Raw genomic sequence first — 23169 nt, forward strand, 5'->3', positions numbered from 1 at the left:
GTTACCCTCTGTCTATCAGCGTGCCTTCCTTGCCCCCAACTACTAAATTTAGCAGGGCACCAGGCTTGTTCATATCAAACACCCGCACTGGCATGTCATGGTCACGTACCAGGCAGATAGCGGTCAAATCCATGACGCCGAGCTTTTGATCAAGCGCATCATCATAGGTGAGCTGTTCATACTTGACGGCATCGGGGTGTTTCACCGGGTCCTTATTGTAGACACCGTCGACCTTGGTCGCTTTGATCACCACATCAACGTCAACCTCGATACCCCGCAGGCAGGCAGCCGAGTCAGTGGTAAAGAAAGGATTGCCGGTCCCGGCGGAAAACAGCACCACGTCGCCGGACGTCAAATAGCGAATCGCCGTGCGCCGGTCATAGTGCTCGACCACCCCGCTCATGGGGATCGCCGACATCACCCGCGAGCGAATATTGGAACGTTCCAGCGCATCACGCATCGCCAGGGCATTCATCACCGTTGCCAGCATGCCCATATGATCACCGGTGACGCGGTCCATACCGGCTTCATTGAGCGCCGCACCGCGAAACAAATTGCCGCCGCCGATGACGATACCCACTTGAACGCCAATACCCACTAGCTGGCCAATTTCCAGCGCCATCCGGTCCAGCACCTTCGGGTCAATACCAAAGTCATGCTCCCCCATCAGCGCTTCGCCCGACAGCTTGAGCAAAATACGCTTGTATTTTGACTTGGAACCATCGGTTTTCGATTTGCTAGACAGAGAGGTAAGCGGTTCTTGAACATCACGCGACATGGCAATTCTCCTGGGGCAGACCTGGGCGCCGACAAGCGGCATCACCCCTTTCATTATGCAGGGGCCGGATACGCGAAGGCGTGCGCTCGCGCGCACGCCAACCTACAACTGGAACATCAGACCTTAGTGACGGCCAGCCTGTTCCATAACTTCTTTCGCGAAGTCGACTTCTTCTTTCTCAATGCCTTCGCCCACGCCAAAGCGGGTAAAGCCGACCACTTCGCCGCCTGCCGCTTTGACATACTCGGCCACCGTCTGGTTCTGGTCTTTCACGAACGGCTGCTCGGTCAGGCTGTTTTCGGCCAGGTACTTCTTCAAGCGACCTTGCACCATTTTTTCAGCGATCTGTTCCGGCTTACCGGCCATGTCAGGCTGAGCAAGGATAATCGCTTTTTCGGCGTCCAGCTCTTCCTGAGGCATGTTCTCCGGGTGCGCAACCGAGGGGTTGATGGCGGCAACGTGCATCGCCACGTCTTTCGCTACCTGGGCATTGCCGCCTTTAAGGACGGTCAACACGCCAATACGGCCACCGTGAACGTATTCACCGACCACGCCACCGTCAACAGCGTCGACAACAACGGCACGACGCACGCCAATGTTTTCGCCGATCTTCTGCACCAGCTGCTCACGGGCGGTTTCCAGCTCACCGTCCATCACGGCGGCAACGTCTTCGCTTTTAGCAGCGAAGAAGGCATCAGCAATCTTGTTGGTGAAGTCGATGAAGTTGTCATCGCGAGCCACAAAATCGGTCTCGGAGTTGATTTCCACCATAACGCCGTAGCTGCCATCGTCGGCAACGCGGGTTACAACGGCGCCTTCCGCAGCGGTGCGGCCGGCTTTTTTCGCGGCTTTCAAGCCGGAGCTTTTACGCAGGTTCTCAATTGCAACTTCGATGTCGCCACCCGCTTCGGTGAGTGCTTTTTTACACTCCATCATGCCCAAGCCGGTGCGTTCGCGAAGATCTTTAACCTGAGAGGCGCTGATAGCGGCCATGAGATTTCACCTCTGAAATGGTTCTAGCTGAGAGTTAGTTAAACGCCCTGCCGAGTGTCGCAACGGTTCATGACCGAATGATCTCACTCTACACGACGCTGCCGACATTGATGTCGGCCCAAGACTGCCCACTCCAAGCATTAACCCAAAGCGGGAAAAAGGGGGCTCAGGCCCCCTCTTAACATGATGCAGCGCCAGCGATGGCACTGCATCGACCACCGGTTTACTCGGCGGCAGCGCTGCTGTCGGCGTCAGCGGCTTCTTCAGTATCTGTCACTTCGACGAACTCGTCGGCGCGACCTTCTTTTGCACGACCGCAGGCATCGGCAATGGCTTTTACGTAAATCTGGATAGCGCGGATGGAGTCATCGTTGCCCGGAATCACGTAGTCCACGCCATCGGGGTTGGAGTTGGTATCTACCACACCGATGACCGGAATGCCCAGCTTGTTGGCTTCGTTGATCGCGATACGCTCGTGGTCAACGTCAATCACGAACAGCGCGTCCGGAAGGCCGCCCATGTTCTTGATACCGCCCACGGAACGCTCGAGCTTGTCCTGCTCGCGGGTCGCCATCAGGACTTCTTTCTTGGTCAGCTTCTCGAAAGTGCCGTCTTCGTGCATCGCTTCAAGTTCGCGCAGGCGTTTGATGGATACGCGAATGGTCTTGAAGTTGGTCAGCATACCGCCCAACCAGCGATGGTTGACGAACGGCTGGCTTACGCGATTGGCTTCTTCCTTGATGATCTTGCTAGCGCTGCGCTTGGTGCCAACAAACAGGATCTTGTTGTTGGATGCCGCCATCTTCTCGACCACGTCGATCGCTTCGTTCAGCGCCGGCAGGGTATGTTCGAGGTTGATGATGTGAATCTTGTTGCGCGCGCCGAAGATGAATTTGCTCATCTTCGGATTCCAGTACTTGGTCTGGTGACCGAAGTGAGCGCCTGCTTTGAGCAGGTCACGCATATTGACGTGAGACATGATAAAACTCCTGAAACTCGGGTTAGGCCTCCACGCACCCCATGGATCCGACCATTGGCATCGTCAGACGCTGCCAGCGGCACCCGGGACCATGTGCCGGTGCATGTGTGTTTTCAAGGCTTGCTGTTCAATACCGCAACGTTCAACCGCCCGTAAGCGACGAAACCTGCGATGCCGTGATAACGCTTTGATGCTTCATCGACCTCGACAGCAGAAAGTTTGCAGCGGATGACGATTGCAGGAAAGCGCGCGGCTTTATACCATAGATCATCGTCAAGATGAAGCCGTCATCCGTTCAGCGGGCCTTTTATTGCCGCTCAACTTGCCATTCTGAGTCAACATCGAGAATCCATGAACGTTCCCATTAAAACGCCTTCTGAAATCGACAACATGCGCGAAGCTGGACGCCAGGCGGCCAGCGTGATCGAGATGATCACCCCCCACGTCCAGGCGGGCATCAGTACCGGTGAAATCGACCGCCTGTGTCACGAGTACATCGTCAACGAGCTGGGCTCCACCCCTGCGCCACTCAATTACCACGGCTTCCCCAAAGCGACCTGCACCTCGATCAACCACGTGGTCTGCCACGGGATTCCCGACGACGCCAAAAAGCTCAAGAACGGCGATATCATGAACCTGGATATCACCGTGCGCACCGCCGCTGGTTATCATGGCGATTCCAGCGTGATGTTCGTGGTCGGCGAGACCATCCAGGGAGAGCGGCTGTGCCGGATTACCCAGGAATGCCTGTATAAAAGCATTGAGCAGGTCAAGCCCGGGGTGCACCTTTCGGAACTCGCTCGCGTGATTCAGAAGCACGCTGAAGCCAATGGCTACTCGGTTGTCCGTGATTTCTGCGGCCACGGCATCGGCGCCGAGTTTCACGAAGATCCCCAGTTCCTGCATTACGATGGCTACGCGCCCAGCGCTGACATCCGCCTGGAAGCGGGCATGTGTTTCACCATCGAGCCCATGATCAATGTCGGGGGCTACAAGACCAAGGTGTTACGCGATGGCTGGACGGCAGTCACCAAGGACCGCAGCCTGTCGGCACAGTGGGAGCACACCCTGCTGGTCACCGACACCGGCGTTGACGTGCTGACCGCACGCGGCGACGAAGACTTCAGCTTCTTGAATCATTGATGCTTTTACACCACTACCGGTTCGAACCGGATACCACGCTGTTCGACCTTGAGTTGTTCCGCACCGAGCTTGCGGGGTCACGCTCCCCCATCGCGCCGTTCAAGGCAGCGCTTGGCGAAATTCAGACCCGCCTGGACGAACGCTTTCGTGCCGGGGCCGATATTCGCGATCTGGTGCGTGGTCGCGCATGGTATCTGGATCAACTGCTGGCCATCGCCTGGGAACAGCACGACTGGCCCGACGACGGCGTCGCCCTGGTGGCCGTGGGCGGTTACGGCCGTGGCGAACTGCATCCGCATTCGGACATCGACCTGCTGTTGCTGCTCGAGCAAGATGACGACACTCCCTATCGCGAACCGCTGACCGCCTTTATCACCTTTCTATGGGACATTGGCCTGGAGATCGGCCACAGCGTGCGCTCGCTCAATGACTGCGAGCGCGAAGCGGCCGCCGATGTCACGGTGATCACCAACCTGCTCGAGTCACGCCTGATCGCCGGTCCGGAAGCGCTGCGTGAGCGCATGCGCGAGCGGCTCAATGCCGACCACGTCTGGCCGGCGGACCGCTTCTTCGAGGCCAAGTGGCAGGAACAGATTGCCCGTCACTACCGTTATAACAACTCCGAGTACCATCTCGAACCGAACCTCAAAAGCTCGCCAGGCGGGCTTCGCGACATCCAGATGATCGGCTGGGTCGCCAAGCGCCATTTCGGCACCGAGGAATACACCGATATCGTCGCCAACGGCTTCATGAACGATGCCGAACTGCGCATATTAAGCCAGGGGCAGGCGTTTCTGTGGCAGGTCCGCTACGCCCTGCACATGCTCACCGGGCGGGCCGAAGACCGCCTGCTGTTTGACCACCAGCGCACCATTGCCGAGATGTTCGGCTTTCGTGACACCCCCGAAGGCCTGGCGGTCGAACAGTTCATGAAGCGTTACTATCGGCACGTGACCGCCCTGGCCGGGCTTAACGACATGCTGCTGCAGCACTTCGACGAAGTCATCCTGCGCGGCAAAGAGGCGCTGGAGACGGTCAAGCTCAACGAACGCTTTGAAACCAAGGGCGGCTATATTCAGGTGCGTTCGCGCAACCTCTTCCGTGAACAGCCTTCGGCCATGCTGGAGCTGTTTTTGCTGATGGCCAAGCACCCTGAAATAGAAGGCGTCCGCGCCGACACCATCCGCCTGATTCGCGACCATCGCCATCAGATCGACGATCACTACCGGGAAGACCCACACCACCAGCGACTGTTCATGGCCATCATGCGCGCGCCGGGCAATGTTCCCCGCCAGCTGCGGCGCATGAACCGCTACGGCATCCTGGGCAAATACCTGCCCGAATTTGGCCGTGCCGTGGGCCTGATGCAGCATGACCTGTTTCATATCTACACCGTGGATGCCCACACCCTTCGGCTACTCAAGTTCCTGCACGGCTTCCGCAAGCCGGAGGCCAAGGACGACTTCCCGGTCGCGGCCACCCTGATGCAGCAGCTACCCAAGCTGGACCTGCTTTGGATCGCGGGGCTGTTTCACGATATCGGCAAGGGGCGCGGCGGCGATCACTCGGAAATCGGCGCCCGGGACGTCGAACAGTTCTGCCAGCGCCATCACGTCCCCCAACACGACACCAACCTGGTCAGCTGGTTGGTCGAGCACCATCTGCTGATGTCCATGACCGCGCAAAAGCGTGACATCAGCGACCCGGACGTGATTCGCGACTTTGCCATGGAAGTGCGCAACGAGACGCGGCTGGACTATCTTTATGTGCTGACCGTGGCCGACATCAATGCGACCAATCCAACGCTCTGGAACGGCTGGCGGGCGTCGCTTTTGCGCCAGCTGCATGCCGAAACCAAGCGCGCCCTGCGGCGCGGGCTGAAAAACCCGCCCGACCGCGACGACTGGGTGCGCGAAACCCGCACCGAAGCCCGTTCACTGCTGCAAACGATTGGCGTTGATGAAACCGATATCGACCGGCTGTGGGACTCGCTGGGCGAAGACTATTTCCTGCAGTACGCGCCCAGCGAAATCGTCTGGCAGACCCAGGGCATTCTTGCCCACCAACCGTCTCCGCTGCCGTTGGTATTGATCAGCGCGCCCACGGCTGACATGACCGAAGGCGGTACCAAGGTCTTCATTCACACCCGCTCGGTGGACGACCTGTTCGCCGCCACCGCCGCCGCCATGGAACAACTGGGACTGTCGATTCACGATGCGCGTATCGCGACGTCCAACAACGACTGGACACTCAATACCTTCATTGTGCTGGACAATCAGGGTCAGCCAATCCGCGACCCGGCGCGCATCGAAGAAATGCGCCAGCACCTGGTGGAAGAACTCGACGACCCCGACGACTACCCCGACATCGTCACGCGGCACACGCCGCGCCAGCTCAAGCACTTCCGGGTCGCCACCGAGGTTCTGATTGAGCAGGACCCGGCCAACGACCGCACCCTGCTCGAGCTCAGCGCCCCTGACCGGCCGGGTCTTCTGGCCCGCGTGGGGCGCATCTTCATGGAGCAGGATATTGCGCTCTCCGCGGCGAAAATCGCCACCCTGGGCGAACGCGTCGAGGACGTGTTCTTTATCACCACCAAGGCAGGCGAGCCGCTGACCGACCCGGATCGCCAACAACAGTTGCGCGAACGCTTGATTGAGGTGCTGGGGGTTTAAGTCGCAACACACTCCCCGGTGGATTTGAGCCGACAGCGGCGCTTGCCTATAATCGTCGGCTACTTTCGCGACACGACGCCTACAACGACGCCGGCACGGCGTTCTGGATACTCATGAACCCTGATCTCGACGCCCTGCATCCGTATCCGTTCGAAAAGCTGGCGGCCCTCAAGGCGGACCTGACGCCGCCTTCGGCGCTTGCGCACATCCCGCTGACCATCGGCGAGCCCCAGCACGCACCCTACCCTGGCGCACTGGCCGCACTGGTGGCGCATCAGGCCGAGATGGCGCGCTACCCGGCCACTAACGGGCTACCCGCCCTGCGCGAGACCATTGCCGCCTGGGCATGCCAGCGTTTCGCGCTTGCAGGCCTCGATACCGAACGCCAGGTCCTGCCGGTTAACGGCACGCGGGAAGCCATTTTTGCCTTCGTTCAAGCCGCCCTTGACCGAAGCCGCCCGTCCAAAGTCGCGGTACCCAACCCCTTCTACCAGATCTATGAGGGCGCCACCCTGCTGGCCGGCGGGGAACCGCTGTATCTCGACTGCACCGCCGACAACGGCTTTCGTCCGGATTTCTCCGCCGTCAGCGCCGACACCTGGCGCGATGTGCAAATCGTCTTTATCTGCTCGCCGGGCAATCCTACCGGTGCCGTCACGCCGCTTGCCGACTTCAAGCAACTCATCGCTCTGGCCGATGAACACGACTTCATCATTGCCTCCGACGAGTGTTACTCGGAACTCTACCTCGACGAAGCCGCACCGCCGCCGGGGCTCCTGCAAGCCTGCGCCGAGCTGGACCGCGATGATTACCGGCGCTGCGTGGTGTTTCACTCGCTCTCCAAGCGCTCCAATTTGCCAGGGTTGCGTTCCGGATTTGTCGCGGGCGACGCCGACCTGCTGGCCCCCTTCAAGCGCTATCGCACCTACCATGGCTGCGCCATGTCGCTGCCGCTGCAGCACGCTTCCATCGCCGCCTGGCAGGATGAAAACCACGTATTCGCCAATCGCGAGGCTTATCGTGAAAAGTTTGGCGCCGTGACAGAGGTGCTCGCCCCGGTAATGGATTTCCCCACCCCCGAGGCGAGTTTTTACCTGTGGCCCGCCGTGCCTGGTGGCGACGATATTGCCTTTACCCAGCGGTTGTTTGTCGAGCAGCATGTCAGCGTGTTGCCCGGCAGCTTGATGGGCCGTCCCGGGCGCGAAGGCCACAACCCGGGAAGTGGTCGACTACGCTTGGCATTGGTAGCGGAGCTTGCTCCCACGCTTGAAGCCGCCGAGCGGCTACGCCAACTTGTCGAGCGCGGCTAACGCATACATTGACGGCATGACGACATTGTAGGAGGTCATACATGCTAACGCTTTATATCATCAGCAACTGCGACACCTGCCGCAAGGCAGCCAAGGCATTGGACGAGAAGGGCATTCCCTTTAAAACCTACGACCTGCGCAAGGACGGGCTGTCGGCAGCACTGCTGGAGCATATCCTGCACCGCGTCCCGCTGGTCCAGGCGATCAACAAGCAAAGTAAAACCTGGCGCGAGTTATCGGATGAAGAAAAAGATTTTGATGCCAACTCGGGCCGCGAATTGCTCTTGAAACACCCCACACTGTTAAAACGCCCCCTGTTGGAAGTCGACGACGAGACCATTCTGGTCGGCTACAAAGACGGCGACTACGACAAACTTTAAGACGAAACACTGACCTAAAGGAACGCAGTTATGCTGAGCTTTGCGCTTGGAATCGGCACCCAAAACACCCAGGGCGACTGGCTGGAAATCTACTACCCGGCACCGCTGCTCAACCCACCGGAAAGCCTGGTGAGTGCCGCCAGAGAAGTCGTCGATGCCCCCCAGGGCAATGCGGCCATCAGCTTCCTGCCGGAGGATTGTGCGCGCCTGGCCAATGCCCTTCAGAAAGCGGGCCATCCTGAACAGGCGGAGCTGGCTGAGTCTTTCGCGTCCAGCCAGCGCCCATTGGTCGCCATGTTCCTGGAGACCGACCAGCCGCCGCAAACCGCCCCGGAGGTCTACCTCAAGCTGCACCTGCTTTCCCATCGCCTGGTGAAACCCCACGGGCTGGACTTGACTGGCATGTTCGGCCTGCTGCGCAACATTGCCTGGACCAACGAAGGCCCCATCGACATTGAAGAGCTCCCCGCCCGCCGCCTCAAGGCGCGCCTGGCAGGCCGCGCGCTGTCGGTGGATTGCGTCGACAAATTCCCCAAGATGACCGACTACGTGGTCCCCCAGGGCATCCGCATTGGCGACACCGCTCGGGTACGTCTGGGCGCCTACCTGGGCGAAGGCACTACGGTCATGCATGAAGGGTTCGTCAACTTCAACGCGGGCACCGAAGGTCCCGGCATGGTCGAGGGACGTATTGCGGCAGGTGTCATGGTGGGCAAGGGCTCCGACCTGGGTGGCGGTTGCTCCACCATGGGCACGCTTTCCGGCGGCGGCAATATGGTGATCAAAGTTGGCGAGGGCTGCCTGATCGGCGCCAACGCGGGCATTGGTATCCCGCTTGGCGACCGCTGCACTGTCGAAGCCGGCCTGTACATTACCGCCGGGGCGAAAGTGACGCTGCTGGATGACCAGGGCCAGGAGGTCAGCACCGTCGCCGCACGCGAGCTGGCGGGCCAGGACGACCTGTTGCTGCGCCGTCACTCACAAAGCGGCCGAATTGAGTGCCTGACCAATAAAAGCGCCATTGCGCTCAACGAGGCGCTGCATGCCCATAACTGAGCCAGAGGGTTTATCACCGACGCTGCAGCTGGCGTTTGACCTGCTCAGCCGGGCATCGGTGACGCCAGATGACGAGGGCTGCCAGGACCTGATGATCGAGCGCCTCAAGGCGCTCGGCTTTCATATCGAGCCACTGCCGTTTGGTGATGTAAAGAATTTCTGGGCGGTGCGCGGCCATCATGGCCCGGTGCTGGCTTTTGCTGGCCACACCGATGTGGTGCCCAGCGGGCCTCACACCAACTGGGAGTTCCCCCCCTTTACGCCCTGCATCAACGACGAAGGCATGCTGTGCGGGCGCGGCGCCTCCGACATGAAAGGCAGCCTCGCGGCAATGATCACGGCTGTCGAGCGGTTCGTGGCCGCGCATCCCGATCACGACGGCCGTATTGCCTTTCTGATCACCTCCGATGAAGAGGGCCCCGCCATAGACGGTACTCGCGCGGTGGTCGAGCATTTGCGCGAGCGCAACGAACGCCTCGACTACTGCATTGTCGGCGAGCCTTCCTCCACGACACGCCTGGGGGATGCGATCAAGAACGGTCGGCGCGGCTCCCTGGGTGGCGTGCTGCATATCAAGGGGGTACAGGGCCACGTGGCCTACCCGCACCTAGCGTGCAACCCGATCCACCAGGCAATGCCTGCGCTGGATGCACTCGTCAACGAGCACTGGGACGCAGGCAACGATTTTTTCCCCGCCACCAGCTTCCAGGTTTCCAACTTTCGCGCGGGGACCGGCGCCACCAATGTAATTCCCGGTGAGGTCGAAGTCGTCTTCAACTTCCGCTACTCGACGGAAGTCACCCATGAATCCCTCAGGGCACGCAGTGAAGCGATCCTGGATCAACACGGCCTTGACTATCACATTGACTGGATGCTCAACGGCGAACCGTTCTTGACTGCTGAAGGCGAGCTGGTCGATGCCGCCATGCGCGGCGTTGAAGCCATCACTGGCGAGCGTCCCGCGCTATCCACCAGCGGAGGCACCTCGGACGGGCGTTTTATCGCCACCCTGGGCGCCCAGGTGGTTGAGCTGGGGCCGCTCAATGACACGATCCACAAAGTGGATGAGCGCGTGCGCGCCAGCGACCTGGACGACTTAAGCCGGATCTACGAAGCTACCCTGCAGGCGTTGTTCATCTCCGATGAGGTAAGCGCATGATGGAACCTTACCCGGATATCGAGATTTACCTTGCCGATGTCGTTCATTCGGCGCTAAACGAGTGGCTCGCCAACGCCCTGGATGCACCGCCGCTTGCATCGGCAGGTAAAGGCAAATGGCGTACCCAGGGCACCTGCCAGGGGCACACCGTTCCCGTATTGTTGGTGGAAAAAGCCGCCGACGGCTTTGCCAGCCTGTGGTTGGACAGCCGCCATAGCCCCTGGCAGACCGACCAGGAAGCCGCGCAGTACGCGGCTGAAGCCTTGCAGACCGAAATTCGCTGCTCGCTGGGCGGCTGGCATCCCGGCGATGACCCCGACCGCTTTTGGCAGGTACTGCCCGACGGCCGCGAAGGGCCCATTCAATGGCCCGACTCCGGCCGCTAGGCGTTATCGCTAGCCCTGAACGCATTTGACCCCGCCGAAGCGGGGCCAAATGTCGTGCGAGCCAGTCCAGGCGAGACGGATCGTTACTCGATAATACTCACATCGTCGGCCTGCAAACCCCGTTCGTTTTTAATCACGTGGTAGCGCACGATCTGACCTTCGGCGAGCATGCGCGGGCCGCGACCACGAATTGCCCGAAAATGGACAAACACATCGTCACCGTTATCGCGGGTAATAAAGCCGTAACCCTTGTTGGTATTAAACCACTTCACCTCTCCCTCTTCGCGACCGTCGTTCGGGTCGATGAGATCTTCATCCTCGTCCGTCGCAGGGGCTTGAGATTGACGCGGTGCTGGCTTGGAACGAACGGTCGGCGACACCACGACAGGTGGCGCAAGCGCAGCGGTTGCCAGGGTAGCAATGCACAGTACGATGAAACTTCCGATGGCAACGGCAATGTAGATGCCGCCAGCGCCTGTCACGGCCAGTTCGGCCAGCCACTGCTCAGCCAGGGGTGCGTCGGTTAAATGAACAATCCCCGCCAGCAACAGCGGCGTGGGGGCGGCAAGTAAAATACTGATCAAGATGCTGCGAAACACAACTTTTGGGTTCATGGATAAAAAAAGCTCTCTTGTTGTATGGGTAACAGAAGAAGGACAATACTCAATTCAACGGGTTTTGACGACCCGATGTACCGAGCTACTACATAAGGTTGCAATGTTACCATGACATCTACGTTATCGCCCGCCGAGCTCAATCAACAGCTTGAATCTTTAGAAAGCCGCCTGGCTTATCAAGAACACTGGCTCGATACCCTGGACCAAGCCGTCGCCCAGCAGGAGCGCCGACTAGCGACCCTGGAACAACTCAGCGCGCTGATGCGCGAACGGCTTCGCGAACAGCACCAGGCGCTCCAGGCGAATGACGCCCCCGGTACCAGTCGGCCCGAGGACGACATACCGCCCCACTACTGATTAGTCATGATGGGCCAACAGCAGCCTATTGACTCACCGCGTCTGCAGGGTCAACACTTTCCAGGTCAAACGCCTCAGCCACCGCCGCGTAGGTCACCTGTCCATTGTGGACATTAAGCCCCGGCAGGAAGTGCGGGTTATCTCTCAGCGCCCGCTGCCAACCTTTATCCGCCAACGCAAGTACAAACGGCAAGGTGGCATTGGTCAGCCCCAGCGTGGAGGTCCGCGCCACCGCCCCCGGCATGTTGGCAACGCAGTAATGGACAATGCCATCGACAATATAGGTCGGCTCGGCATGGGTGGTGGGTCGGCTGGTTTCGAAGCAACCGCCCTGGTCGATGGCCACGTCCACCAGCACGCTACCCGGCTGCATGTCCGAAAGCATGGCACGGGTGATCAGTTTGGGGGCGGCGGCGCCGGGAATCAGCACGGCACCAATGATCATATCGGCCGTTTTGGCGGCTTCATCGAGCGCATCTGCCGTTGAGTAGACGGTTTTGATCCGGCCTTGATAGCGGTCATCCAGCACTTCCAAACGGTCGATGGACTTGTCCAGAATGGTGACGTCGGCGCCCAACCCCAGGGCCATACGCGCGGCGTTTTCGCCCACCACGCCGCCACCGATGACCGTCACTTTTCCGGGTGCCACCCCCGGCACGCCCGGCAACAGCACGCCCGCACCCCCCTGGGCTTTTTCCAGGCTGTGAGCGCCCGCCTGCACGGCCATGCGACCTGCGACGGTGCTCATCGGCGCGAGCAACGGCAAGCCGCCCTTGGCGTCGGTAATCGTTTCATACGCAATGCAGGTCGCGCCGCTCTCCATCAACCCCTGGGTGAGCGTCTTCTCGGCGGCCAGATGCAGGTAGGTAAACAGGGTATGCTGTGGCGTCAGCCGCGCCACTTCCTCGGCCTGAGGCTCCTTCACTTTCAAGATCAGCTCGGCGTTCTGCCACAGCAAGGCAACATCCGCCTCGACGCTCGCCCCCGCCGCTTCGTAGTCATGGTCATGAAACCCGGCACCTTCGCCCGCACCGGTTTGAACCGCCACCTGATGGCCACGCCCGGCTAATTCCCGCGCACCGGTGGGGGTCAAGGCCACCCGGTACTCGTGGTTTTTAATCTCTTTGGGGACAGCGATGCGCATAGTTGGCTCCTCGTTATTGAGCGAGAAATTCGTCAATCTTGACGTCATTACAGCACAGCTTTTATGTGCTTCCATCCCCCGACATATAAAACAAAAAAAACGCCGGTCAAGGCGTTTTTCAGGAGAAAAATCTAGCGGCTAGCGGCTTTTGGCAAAAAAATCATCGTTATTCATCAACCACCGCATCACCGTAAATACGCCGATACTCGTCGGGCAGGCGCATGGGCCGCCCGCTGGATAGCGCCACGCAGGCAAAGCGGGTACGTGCCTTGAGCAAGGTTTTGGCGTCGTGTTTGCGCTTCAACTGGAAGCGCCGGGTCAAGCTAAAGCGGCCATCGCAGGCCACGATCCAGGTCGCCAACTGGAGCCGGTCCCCCTCATAGCCTGGCGCCAGGTAGTCCAACTCGTGGCGGTGCACGACCATGGCCCGGTCCAACTCGCGGTAACGCTCGAGGGTAAGGCCCAGCGCTTCTGAATGCGCCCAGCTGATTTGTTCAACCCAGCGCAGGTATTCACTGTTATTGACGTGCCGGTAGGCGTCGATAGCCTCATCCGTCACGTCGATCTCCATCACAAAAGGCTCGGGTAGCGCCCATTCCATTGTCCTGGCCCCTCCACCGGTTGCTTTACGACCTAGTCACGGAAAACGCGCACGCCCAGCGCCTTCAGGTAGGACGTTTCCGGGATTGCCGGATGCACCGGATGGTCCGGCCCCTGATGGCCCTGAAAGATCACCTGACCATGACGATCCTGATGACGCGCTGCGCTACGGACCACATCCACCAAGCGCTCGGGGGCCAGGTGCATGGAGCAAGACGCGGACAGCAGCAAACCATCACGCCCCAGCAGACGCATCGCTTCACGGTTCAGTCGGTTGTAGGCACGTTCGCCGTTGGGGATATCCTTGCGTTTCTTGATAAACGCAGGCGGATCCAGAATCACCACGTCGAACTGTTCGCCGTCGGCTTTAAGCGCCGCCAGCGCCTCGAACGCATCGCCTTCACCAATGGCCACCTGTTCTTGTAAGCCGTTCAGTTCGGCGTTGCGGGCCACCTGCTCAAGCGCAGGGCCGGATGAGTCGACACACAGCACCTCAGAGGCACCGCTGGCGGCGGCCTGCACGCCCCAACCGCCGACATAGCTGAAGACGTCCAGCACCCGCTTACCGGCAACCTGGCTATTGAGCCAGGCACGGTTGACCCGATGATCGAAAAACCAGCCGGTTTTCTGACCATCAAGTACCGGCACCACAAAGCGAACGCCATTCTCTTTCAGCAGTACTTCGTCGGGTAGCGTGCCTTTGACCACTTCCACCTGGGCATCGAGACCTTCCTGACGACGCCCGCCGGTGTCATTGCGGAACACGATTGCGCTGGGCTTGAGGACTTTCTCCAGGGCGTCGACGATTTCTTCGGCCAGCGTCTGCATACCCGCCGTGTTCAATTGCACCACCACCACATCGCCGAAGCGGTCGATCACAAGCCCCGGCAACAGGTCGCCTTCACCATGAACCAACCGGTAAAACGGCTGTTCAAACAGTCGCTGACGCAAGGCAAGCGCCTGGTTGAAGCGATGCACGAACAGCGAGCGGTCCAGACGCATCTCGGGATCACGTGACATCACCCGCGCCGCAATGAGGGAATGCGGGTTCACGTAAGCGACACCAAGGGTCTTACCGTTCGACGCCTCGACCAGCGCAGCCTCACCCGCGGTAAAGTTCTTGAGCGGGGTCTCCTTGATATCGACTTCGTTGGAGTAGATCCACAGATGGCCCGCTTTGAGGCGGCGGTCAGCGTTTTTATTCAGGCGCAGGCGTTGGGTCACAACAATCTCCAGAACAACTTTGGCTTCAAAAGCTCGGCTTCAAACACGAGTACTCGATCATCAAGGCTTAAAACTTGCGCTTAAAAACCTGGGCTTAAAATTTAGCAAAACAAAAAGGCGCGGCGCCCCGGTTAGCGCTGGCAGCCGGGGCAAAACACGCTGGCCCGCTGGCCGAGCGTAATACGGCGCAGCTCGGTTCCACAGCGCATGCAGGGCTGGCCGTGTCGACCATAAACATTGAGCCGCTGGGCAAAGTAGCCGGGCTCGCCCTGGCCGCTGACAAAATCCCGCAGCGTCGTACCGCCTTGAATGATGGCAGCCGCCAGCACTTCTTTCACGGCGGCCGCCAGCTTCTCGTAACGGGCCAGGGAAACACGCCCTGCCGCCCGACGGGGGTCAATTCCCGCCATGAATAGCGCTTCAGCGGCGTAGATATTGCCGGCTCCGACGACCACCCGGTTATCCATTAAAAAGGGCTTTACGGATACCCGCTTATTGCGTGAGATGCGATACAGCCAACGCCCGTTAAAGGCGTCATCCAGCGGCTCGGGGCCCAGGTGCACCAGGCGCTTGTCGGCACTGCCATCTCCCTGCTGCCAATCGACGAAGCCAAACCGCCGCGGATCATGATAGCGCAGCACATGGCCGCTTTGGGTCACCACATCCACGTGATCATGCTTTTTAGGCAGATCCCCTACCCGCGCAATCCGCAAGCTGCCCGACATACCCAAATGCCACAGCAAGGTGGCCTCCCCCTCGGCGGTGGCGAGCGGGACCTGCAGGTACTTGGCTCGGCGCGTCAACTCACCGACCCGCGCCCCGACGAGCCGTTCGGCGAGATCGTCAGGTACCGGCACACGCAGGCGGGATTGGCGCACCAATACCTCGGTGATCTCCTGACCTTCCAGATAAGGGGCAATACCCCGCCGAGTGGTTTCAACTTCGGGCAGCTCGGGCATGATGAGAGCCTTTGATGACAGAGTGGTGACGGTCGTTAACGTCTGCAGTGCTTTCGCTTATCGGCGCAGAACACCCAGGCATGCAAAAACCCGGCTTGGGGCCGGGTTTTTAACAGGCGCTCGCCTGCGGTAAAAGCCAGTCATCGCAACCGTAGTTACTTGATTTTGGCTTCCTTGTACATGACGTGCTTACGGACCACCGGGTCATATTTCTTGAATTCGAACTTGTCCGGGGTGTTCCGCTTGTTTTTATCAGTGGTGTAGAAGTGACCTGTACCGGCACTGGACACCAGCTTGATCTTATCGCGCATGGTTTAACTCTCCCAATTTTTGGCCAAACTGTTAGCCAAACAAATAGCTTAGATGGCGTCGCCGCGCTTGCGGATATCGGCCAGAACCGTTTCGATGCCTTTCTTGTCAATGATACGCATACCCTTGGAGGAAACACGCAGCTTGACGAAGCGGCTTTCAGCTTCAACCCAAAAACGATGGGTGTGCAGGTTCGGCAAGAAACGACGACGTGTCTTGCGCTGGGAGTGTGAAACGTTGTTACCAGTTACCGGACGCTTACCGGTAACCTGACATACTTTGGACATGAGAGCCTCCAACTGCTTGGCCAGGATATAATAACCTGAGTGTTCAAAACTGTCGGGCAAACCGGAGCAGGGAAGGAGTCGACGCCGTTAACCGCCAAGCTTTATCCAAATCCGTTATTCAACCCAAGTTTAAAGGTGGCACTTTATACCAGAGCAGCTGGCAATCAGCAAGAAAAACCATCGCAACCGGTCGAAAATCGCCGTTTGTGTCAGTTTACTTAGCTAATTCACTATGATTAACGGCACACTTATAGCCAGCCACGCTCGGCAAATGACACCACGTCTCCGTCCCCCACCACGAAATGATCGAGTACCCGCACATCAAACAGTGCGAGCGCTTCTTTCAGACGATCAGTGATTCGTCGATCAGCATCGCTCGGTTCGGCAACACCCGAAGGGTGATTGTGAGCCAGGATGACGGCACCAGCGTTGTGCGCTAAGGCACGCTTGGCAACTTCGCGGGGATAAACGGATGCGCTGTCTAGGGTACCGCGAAACAGGGATTCATAGCGAATAATTCGGTGCTGCGTATCCAAAAAAAGCACCGCAAATTCTTCATGCCCCAGATGACGCAACTGCGCACTCAGGTAATGGCGCACCAGAGTGGGCGATGTCAGCGCCTCACCGCGGGCCAACTGGGAAGCCAGATGCCGCCGTGAAAGCTCGAGCGTCGCCTGCAGCTGGGCGAATTTGGCGCTCCCCAACCCGCGCGCGTCGCAAAAACGTTCCTGGTCGGCCTCCAGCAACTGACGCAGCCCACCAAAACTGGCGAGCAGGTCCCGGGCCAGGTCGACCGCCGAGCGCCCCTGAACGCCGACGCGCAGAAAAATCGCCAGTAGCTCGGCATCGGATAGCGCCTGCGCGCCCAGATTCAATAGCTTTTCTCTTGGCCGCTCGCCTTCCGGCCAGTGGTTAATGCCCATCATCGCCTCCCTGCGCGGTGTTTCATCTGTCCCTATGCGTGAATGCAGCATGCCAAATTGTGCAGACGAATGGTATGGTAAGCCTCCTAAAGAACGCACAATATGGATCCTATGCCATGACCTCCGTGACTTCGACCACAACGCCCACTGTTAACGGTAAGCGCGTGCTGCTGGGCATCAGCGCCGGTATTGCCGCGTATAAAAGCGCGCTGATCGTGCGACTGCTGAAACAGGCGGGCTGCGAGGTTCGCGTCGTCATGACCGACGGTGCCCAGGCATTCATCACTCCGTTGACACTACAGGCGCTGTCGGGTGAACCGGTTCGTACCTCGCTGCTCGACCCGGAAGCCGAGGCGGGCATGGGCCACATTGAGCTTGCCCGTTGGGCCGACGTCTTGTTGATTGCCCCGGCGACCGCCGACCTCATTGCGCGCCTGGTCCACGGCATGGCCGACGACCTGCTGACCACGCTCTGCCTCGCCTCTGAGGCGCCCCGGCTGATTGCCCCGGCCATGAACCAGGCCATGTGGCGTCACCCCGCCACCCAGCGCAACGTGGAACGGCTCGCTGGGGATTGCTGGCAGCTGATTGGCCCGGCGGCCGGCGACCAGGCCTGCGGCGACGTTGGCCCTGGTCGCATGAGCGAGCCCGAGGCCATTGTTGACGCCCTATTGCATCAGCTTTCGCCCTCCACCAGTGCGACGCCGAGTGCGTCATCACCGCATGTCGTGATTACCGCTGGCCCCACTCGTGAAGCCCTCGACCCGGTGCGCTATCTTTCCAATCACAGTTCGGGAAAAATGGGCTACGCCCTTGCCGCCGCGGCCGTCGCCCAGGGCGCCAGGGTCTCGCTGATCAGCGGCCCTGTGGCGCTGGCAACACCTGCAGGCGTCACGCGCATTGACGTCGAAACCGCCGAGCAGATGCACCAGGCATCGCTGCAGCTAGCCCCTCAGGCAGCGCTGTTTATCGGCTGTGCCGCCGTCGCTGATTACCGCGCGGCAAGTGCCGCCGAGCATAAGCTGAAAAAGACCGATGACAGCGATACTTTGACGCTGACCCTGATCAAAAACCCCGACATTATTGCCTCGGTGGCAGCACTTCCACCTGCCAGTCGCCCTGTGGTGGTCGGCTTTGCCGCCGAAACCCAGGACGTTGAACGCTATGCAGCGGACAAGCTGACCCGCAAGCGCCTCGACATGATCGTCGCCAACGACGTTAGCCAGCAAGGCATGGGCTTTGGCAGCGACGACAACGCGGCGCTTCTGCTATGGCGCTCCCCCCAGGGTATCGAGCGTCGGATGGAAGTCCCCCAGCCCAAAACACAGTTAGCGGAGCGCGTGATCCAACAAGCCCTGACGCTACTCCCCTCGCCTAACGGAGCAACCTTATGAGCCCCCGTCCTCGCCTGCAGTGCAAAATGCTGGATGAACGACTGCGTGACTATTTACCCCATTATGCGACCAACGGGTCAGCGGGCATGGATCTACGTGCGCTGCTTGACGAGCCGCTTACCCTGAACCCCGGCGACACCAAGCTCGTACGAACGGGCCTGGCGATCTATATTGAAGACCCCGGCCTTGCCGGCATGATTTTGCCGCGCTCCGGTTTGGGGCATAAGCACGGCATCGTGCTGGGCAATTTGGTGGGGTTGATCGATGCCGACTACCAGGGCGAGTTGATGATTTCCGTTTGGAATCGAGGGCAAAGCGCTTTCACGATTGCCCCCTTTGAGCGATTGGCACAGTACGTGCTTGTTCCGGTGGTACAGGCTGAACTTGATCTGGTCGATCAATTTAGCGATTCCACCCGCGGCAGCGGCGGCTTCGGCAGCACTGGCCGTCATTAATCGGCACTGGCCATTTTCGTAAGGATATTCCCATGACGACACCCGCAATTCCTGCTTCGATTTTTCGCGCTTACGACATCCGCGGCATTGTCGACGACACCCTTACCGAAGACACGGTGGAATGGATTGGCCGCGCTATCGGCTCTGAAGCCGCCGCACGGGGCGAGTCCACCGTGGTAGTGGCCCGCGATGGCAGGCTCTCGGGCCCTCGTCTACAGACCGCGTTAATGCGCGGCCTGAACGCGGCCGGGCGTGACGTGATTGATATCGGCATGGTGCCCACCCCGGTCCTGTATTTCGCCACCCATATTCTCGACGGCACCCGCTCGGGCGTCATGGTCACCGGCAGCCATAACCCACCCGATTACAATGGCTTTAAAATCGTGCTCGACGGCGAGACGCTCTCCGGCGACGCCATCACCGCGCTTTATGAGCGTCTCGAGTCGGGCGCACTGGAAAGTGGGAGCGGCAGCATCCGCCAAGAGGACGTGCGCGACATTTATATGCAGCGCATCCTCGATGATGTCAGCGTCAGCCGCCCCCTAAAGGCAGTGGTCGACTGCGGCAACGGCGTGGCGGGCGAGCTTGGCCCGCAATTGATCGAGCGCCTGGGCGTTGAAACGATACCACTGTTTGACGAGATAGATGGCACCTTCCCGAACCACCACCCTGACCCCGGCAAACCCGAAAACCTCAAGGACCTGATTCGCACGGTCCAGGAAACGAACGCCGATATCGGTCTGGCCTTCGACGGCGATGGCGACCGGCTTGGCGTGATTACCCCAAGCGGCCGGTTGATCTACCCGGACCATCTGCTAATGGCGTTCGCCACTGACATGCTAAGCCGCAACCCTGGTGCCAAGGTGATTTTTGACGTCAAATGCACCGGCAACCTGACCCAGGTGATCAGTGACGCAGGCGGCGAACCGGAAATGTGGCGTACAGGCCACTCGCTGATCAAGGCACGCATGAAAGAAACCGGCGCCCAGCTGGCCGGTGAAATGAGCGGTCATATTTTCTTCAAGGAGCGTTGGTACGGCTTTGACGACGGTATTTATGCCGCCGCACGACTTGTCGAGATTCTGGCCAACTACCCAGGCGATGCCGATGCCTATTTTGATAGCTTCCCCCAGGACATCGGCACACCGGAAATCAACATTGCCGTCACCGACAGCAACAAATTCACCCTGGTGGATAAACTTGCTCGGGAGGGCGACTTCGGCGATGGTATTAAGACCACGCTGGATGGCATTCGGGTCGACTACCCGGACGGCTGGGGTCTTTGCCGTGCCTCAAACACCACGCCCGTGTTAGTACTACGTTTTGAAGGAAAAAACGAGGCAGCCTTGACGCGTATTAAAGCGCAGTTTGCCAACGCACTGAAAGGCGTCGACCCCGCCTTGACGCTACCCCAGGCTTGACCTGGAACGCCATCATGCTGCGGGACCGAGCCCAATAGAAGGCACGGCCCGACATGAGCGTCACAGTGCGCTGAATACCCATAAGTTAGCCACATCATTTTCAAGGGACAACGTCATGAGTTCAGCCAGTCGCGACCCCCAGGTCGTTGTGGAGGTGCTTTCCGAAGCCCTCCCGTATATTCAGCAGTTTTCCGGCAAAACGGTTGTCGTCAAATATGGCGGCAACGCAATGACGGAAACCACCCTGATCGACTCCTTTGCCCGCAACATCGTGCTAATGAAGGAAGTGGGTATCAATCCGGTGGTCGTGCATGGCGGCGGCCCCCAGATTGGCGACCTGCTGGCCAAGCTCAATATCGAATCGCGTTTCGTCAACGGCATGCGCGTCACCGACTCGCAAACCATGGACGTGGTGGAAATGGTGCTGGGCGGACTGGTCAACAAGAGCATCGTCAACCTCATCAACCAGAGCGGCGGCAAAGCCATTGGCCTGACCGGTAAAGACGGTGCGCAAATCCGCGCGCGCCAGCTCAGAGTGGAACATCAAAGCCCTGAAATGACCGCCCCGGAAATTATCGATATTGGCCACGTCGGCGAGGTCGAGTCGATCTCCACCGACCTGATTGAAATGCTCGCGGCGCGGGATTTCATCCCTGTGATCGCGCCGATCGGCGTGGATGAGGCAGGACACAGTTACAACATCAACGCCGACCTGGTGGCCGGCAAGATTGCGGAAGCCCTCAACGCCGAAAAGCTCATGCTGCTGACCAACGTGGCAGGCCTGATGAATGCCGAGAGCGAGGTCCTCACCGGTTTGACCACGGCTCAAGTTGACGCCCTGATTGCCGATGGGACTATTCATGGTGGCATGCTGCCTAAAATTCAGTGCGCGCTGGACGCCGTGAAAGGCGGCGTCAAAAGTGCCCACATCATCGATGGCCGTGTACCGCATGCTGTGCTGTTGGAGATTTTCACCAACGCCGGGGTCGGCACGCTGATCACCGACACTCACTAACCGCGACGGAGAGCAACGTCATGAGCGATGAACGCAAACCTCGCCGCCGCGAGCAGATCCTTCAGGCCCTTGCCCTGATGCTTGAAGAAGACAGTGGCAAGCGGATTACCACCGCGGCACTGGCCCGCCAGGTCGGCGTCTCGGAAGCCGCGCTGTATCGCCACTTCCCAAGCAAGGCGCGCATGTTCGAAGGGCTGATCGATTTTATCGAAGAAAGCATCTTTGCCCGCATCACCCGGATCATGGAAGAGGTCCCCGACGCCACCAACCGCTGCGGGACCATCCTGTCGCTGGTGCTCGGCTTTGCCGAAAAAAACCCGGGCCTTGCCCGGGTTATGGGGGGCGACGTATTGACCGGTGAAACCGCCCGGCTACGCCATCGGATCCACCAGCTATTCGAACGGCTGGAAGCCCAGTTCAAGCAAATCCTCCGCGAAGCCGAACTGCGTGAAGGGCGTCGCCCGAGCATCCCCGCCTCGGCGGCGGCGAACCTGCTGATCGCCCACGCCGAAGGGCGGATTTCCCAGTATGTACGCAGCGATTTCAAACGCCTGCCCACGGACTACTGGGACGACCAGTGGACGCTGCTGTCGAGCCAGCTGCTGCGCGAAGCGGTACAGCCCGCTTAGCGAAGAGCCTTAAATACAGTCCTGCATAACAAAACGGCGCTCCCCTCTGGGAGCGCCGTTTCTTGCCGGATCAAACCTGCTTGTTCATGCCGCGATGGCATCGCCCATTTTCTGGCGCAGTTTCTTCATGGCATTTTTTTCGAGCTGGCGGATACGCTCGGCGCTGACGCCATAGACATCGGCCAGGTCGTGCAGCGTGGCCTTATCCTCGGCCAGCCAGCGACGCTGGAGAATATCCCGAGAGCGTTCGTCCAGGCCTTCAAGCGCCAGTTGCAGACGGCGCGTCGAGTCTTCCTCGAAATCGCTGTCTTCAAGCTGTGTTGCCGGGTCGGCTGCCATGTCGTCCAGGAAGTTGACCGGTGCTTGGTAGGCGCTGTCTTCATCGTCGCTGGGCGACGCATCGAAGCCCGCATCGTAGGACGACAGCCGTCCTTCCATGTCCCGCACAACGCCGGGTTTGACATTCAGATCCTTGGCGATGGCGTCAACTTCATCGTTATTGAGCCAGGCCAGGCGCTTCTTCGCGCTGCGCAGGTTGAAGAACAGCTTGCGCTGCGCCTTGGTGGTCGCAATTTTAACGATACGCCAGTTGCGCAGCACAAACTCATGGATCTCAGCCTTGATCCAGTGCACCGCAAATGACACCAGGCGAACGCCTTGATTCGGGTCGAAGCGCTTGACGGCTTTCATCAGGCCCACATTGCCTTCCTGAATCAGGTCGGCTTGCGGCAGCCCATACCCCGAATAACTCCGGGCGATGTGCACGACAAAGCGCAAATGCGATAGTACCAGACGTCGCGCCGCTTCCAGGTCGCCTTCATCGTGCAGGCGGAACGCAAGCTCACGCTCTTCTTCGGCACTCAGAACCGCAATGCCGTTGACCGCTTTGATATAGCCGCCCAGGTCATTGCCTGGAGAAAGCTGTCCCACCGGTAGAAGACTAGTGCTCATGTGCAGATGGTCTCCCTTGTAGCCC

Annotated in this window: 25 protein-coding genes; 13 read left to right on the plus strand and 12 right to left on the minus strand. The window is 59.6% G+C overall.

Going from position 1 to position 23169, the window contains the following annotated elements; genetic code table 11:
* Position 1 precedes the first annotated feature (1 nt).
* The 3 genes from pyrH to rpsB all read right to left on the minus strand — a co-directional run bounded on the left by pyrH (position 2) and on the right by rpsB (position 2750).
* Positions 2-778 (minus strand): UMP kinase, encoded by a 777-nt coding sequence (gene pyrH, locus NH395_RS09575; protein WP_066319449.1) that lies wholly within the window; start codon positions 776-778, stop codon positions 2-4.
* Between the two features lie 123 nt (positions 779-901).
* A complete protein-coding gene (gene tsf, locus NH395_RS09580) occupies positions 902-1771 on the minus strand; it encodes a translation elongation factor Ts (RefSeq protein WP_092827648.1) in 870 nt (289 codons plus the stop codon).
* Positions 1772-1994: 223 nt separating this feature from the next.
* Positions 1995-2750 carry a 30S ribosomal protein S2 gene (rpsB, locus tag NH395_RS09585; RefSeq protein WP_066319445.1) on the minus strand — a complete coding sequence of 252 codons (756 nt, stop codon included), beginning with the start codon at positions 2748-2750 and terminating at the stop codon, positions 1995-1997.
* A 351-nt stretch (positions 2751-3101) separates the two neighbouring features.
* On the opposite strand from rpsB, the gene map reads away from it, so the two are divergent.
* The 7 genes from map to NH395_RS09620 all read left to right on the plus strand — a co-directional run bounded on the left by map (position 3102) and on the right by NH395_RS09620 (position 10859).
* Positions 3102-3893 carry a type I methionyl aminopeptidase gene (gene map / locus NH395_RS09590; protein ID WP_092827650.1) on the plus strand — a complete coding sequence of 264 codons (792 nt, stop codon included), beginning with the start codon at positions 3102-3104 and terminating at the stop codon, positions 3891-3893.
* On the plus strand, positions 3893-6568 hold the full coding sequence (locus tag NH395_RS09595) for a [protein-PII] uridylyltransferase (RefSeq protein ID WP_092827652.1): 2676 nt from the start codon (positions 3893-3895) through the stop codon (positions 6566-6568). Before map ends, NH395_RS09595 begins: the two co-directional genes overlap by 1 nt.
* A 113-nt stretch (positions 6569-6681) precedes the next feature.
* Complete coding sequence (dapC, locus tag NH395_RS09600; protein ID WP_253024357.1) at positions 6682-7878, plus strand: succinyldiaminopimelate transaminase; 1197 nt, start codon at positions 6682-6684, stop codon at positions 7876-7878.
* Positions 7879-7919: 41 nt separating this feature from the next.
* On the plus strand, positions 7920-8258 hold the full coding sequence (locus NH395_RS09605; protein WP_253024359.1) for a Spx/MgsR family RNA polymerase-binding regulatory protein: 339 nt from the start codon (positions 7920-7922) through the stop codon (positions 8256-8258).
* A gap of 30 nt (positions 8259-8288) precedes the next feature.
* The gene (dapD, locus tag NH395_RS09610; protein ID WP_253024361.1) at positions 8289-9314 is read left to right on the plus strand and encodes a 2,3,4,5-tetrahydropyridine-2,6-dicarboxylate N-succinyltransferase; all 1026 of its coding nucleotides are present in this window, start codon (positions 8289-8291) and stop codon (positions 9312-9314) included.
* Entirely contained in the window at positions 9301-10473 is a 1173-nt protein-coding gene (gene dapE / locus NH395_RS09615; protein ID WP_253024363.1) for a succinyl-diaminopimelate desuccinylase, read from the plus strand. The genes dapD and dapE overlap by 14 nt, the downstream gene beginning before the upstream one ends.
* A complete protein-coding gene (locus tag NH395_RS09620) occupies positions 10470-10859 on the plus strand; it encodes a hypothetical protein (RefSeq protein WP_253024365.1) in 390 nt (129 codons plus the stop codon). Before dapE ends, NH395_RS09620 begins: the two co-directional genes overlap by 4 nt.
* 83 nt (positions 10860-10942) lie before the next feature.
* Here the strand turns inward: NH395_RS09620 and NH395_RS18375 are convergent, their stop codons facing one another.
* Positions 10943-11473: a cold shock domain-containing protein gene (locus NH395_RS18375; RefSeq protein ID WP_092827663.1), complete on the minus strand. Its 531-nt coding sequence runs from the start codon at positions 11471-11473 to the stop codon at positions 10943-10945.
* A gap of 111 nt (positions 11474-11584) precedes the next feature.
* On the opposite strand from NH395_RS18375, the gene NH395_RS09630 reads away from it, so the two are divergent.
* On the plus strand, positions 11585-11833 hold the full coding sequence (locus NH395_RS09630) for a SlyX family protein (RefSeq protein WP_092827665.1): 249 nt from the start codon (positions 11585-11587) through the stop codon (positions 11831-11833).
* A gap of 25 nt (positions 11834-11858) precedes the next feature.
* On the opposite strand, the gene ald is transcribed toward NH395_RS09630, so the two are convergent.
* The 7 genes from ald to radC all read right to left on the minus strand — a co-directional run bounded on the left by ald (position 11859) and on the right by radC (position 17279).
* A complete protein-coding gene (gene ald / locus NH395_RS09635) occupies positions 11859-12977 on the minus strand; it encodes an alanine dehydrogenase (protein ID WP_253024367.1) in 1119 nt (372 codons plus the stop codon).
* A gap of 166 nt (positions 12978-13143) precedes the next feature.
* Positions 13144-13578, minus strand: coding sequence for a thioesterase family protein (locus NH395_RS09640; RefSeq protein WP_253024369.1), 435 nt, complete (start codon positions 13576-13578; stop codon positions 13144-13146).
* Positions 13579-13610: 32 nt separating this feature from the next.
* The gene (locus tag NH395_RS09645) at positions 13611-14801 is read right to left on the minus strand and encodes a class I SAM-dependent rRNA methyltransferase (protein WP_253024371.1); all 1191 of its coding nucleotides are present in this window, start codon (positions 14799-14801) and stop codon (positions 13611-13613) included.
* Positions 14802-14932: 131 nt separating this feature from the next.
* Positions 14933-15760, minus strand: a complete 828-nt coding sequence (mutM, locus tag NH395_RS09650; protein ID WP_092827671.1) for a bifunctional DNA-formamidopyrimidine glycosylase/DNA-(apurinic or apyrimidinic site) lyase — start codon at positions 15758-15760, stop codon at positions 14933-14935.
* Positions 15761-15915: 155 nt separating this feature from the next.
* Positions 15916-16071, minus strand: a complete 156-nt coding sequence (rpmG, locus tag NH395_RS09655; protein ID WP_027337782.1) for a 50S ribosomal protein L33 — start codon at positions 16069-16071, stop codon at positions 15916-15918.
* A gap of 48 nt (positions 16072-16119) precedes the next feature.
* Entirely contained in the window at positions 16120-16356 is a 237-nt protein-coding gene (gene rpmB, locus NH395_RS09660) for a 50S ribosomal protein L28 (protein WP_066319413.1), read from the minus strand.
* Between the two features lie 248 nt (positions 16357-16604).
* Positions 16605-17279 (minus strand): DNA repair protein RadC, encoded by a 675-nt coding sequence (radC, locus tag NH395_RS09665; protein WP_253024373.1) that lies wholly within the window; start codon positions 17277-17279, stop codon positions 16605-16607.
* A 116-nt stretch (positions 17280-17395) separates the two neighbouring features.
* On the opposite strand from radC, the gene coaBC reads away from it, so the two are divergent.
* From coaBC to slmA, 5 genes are all read left to right on the plus strand, one after another.
* Positions 17396-18673 (plus strand): bifunctional phosphopantothenoylcysteine decarboxylase/phosphopantothenate--cysteine ligase CoaBC, encoded by a 1278-nt coding sequence (coaBC, locus tag NH395_RS09670; RefSeq protein ID WP_253024375.1) that lies wholly within the window; start codon positions 17396-17398, stop codon positions 18671-18673.
* On the plus strand, positions 18670-19128 hold the full coding sequence (gene dut, locus NH395_RS09675; protein WP_253024377.1) for a dUTP diphosphatase: 459 nt from the start codon (positions 18670-18672) through the stop codon (positions 19126-19128). Before coaBC ends, dut begins: the two co-directional genes overlap by 4 nt.
* Before the next feature lie 32 nt (positions 19129-19160).
* Positions 19161-20549, plus strand: a complete 1389-nt coding sequence (locus tag NH395_RS09680; protein WP_253024379.1) for a phosphomannomutase/phosphoglucomutase — start codon at positions 19161-19163, stop codon at positions 20547-20549.
* A gap of 115 nt (positions 20550-20664) precedes the next feature.
* Positions 20665-21564 carry an acetylglutamate kinase gene (gene argB / locus NH395_RS09685; protein WP_253024381.1) on the plus strand — a complete coding sequence of 300 codons (900 nt, stop codon included), beginning with the start codon at positions 20665-20667 and terminating at the stop codon, positions 21562-21564.
* Positions 21565-21584: 20 nt separating this feature from the next.
* A complete protein-coding gene (gene slmA / locus NH395_RS09690; RefSeq protein ID WP_253024383.1) occupies positions 21585-22193 on the plus strand; it encodes a nucleoid occlusion factor SlmA in 609 nt (202 codons plus the stop codon).
* A gap of 84 nt (positions 22194-22277) precedes the next feature.
* On the opposite strand, the gene rpoH is transcribed toward slmA, so the two are convergent.
* Positions 22278-23144 (minus strand): RNA polymerase sigma factor RpoH, encoded by an 867-nt coding sequence (gene rpoH, locus NH395_RS09695; protein WP_066319400.1) that lies wholly within the window; start codon positions 23142-23144, stop codon positions 22278-22280.
* Between the last annotated feature and the right edge of the window lie 25 nt (positions 23145-23169).

The organism is Halomonas sp. Mc5H-6 (assembly GCF_024124705.1).
Lineage (GTDB): Bacteria > Pseudomonadota > Gammaproteobacteria > Pseudomonadales > Halomonadaceae > Vreelandella > Vreelandella subterranea.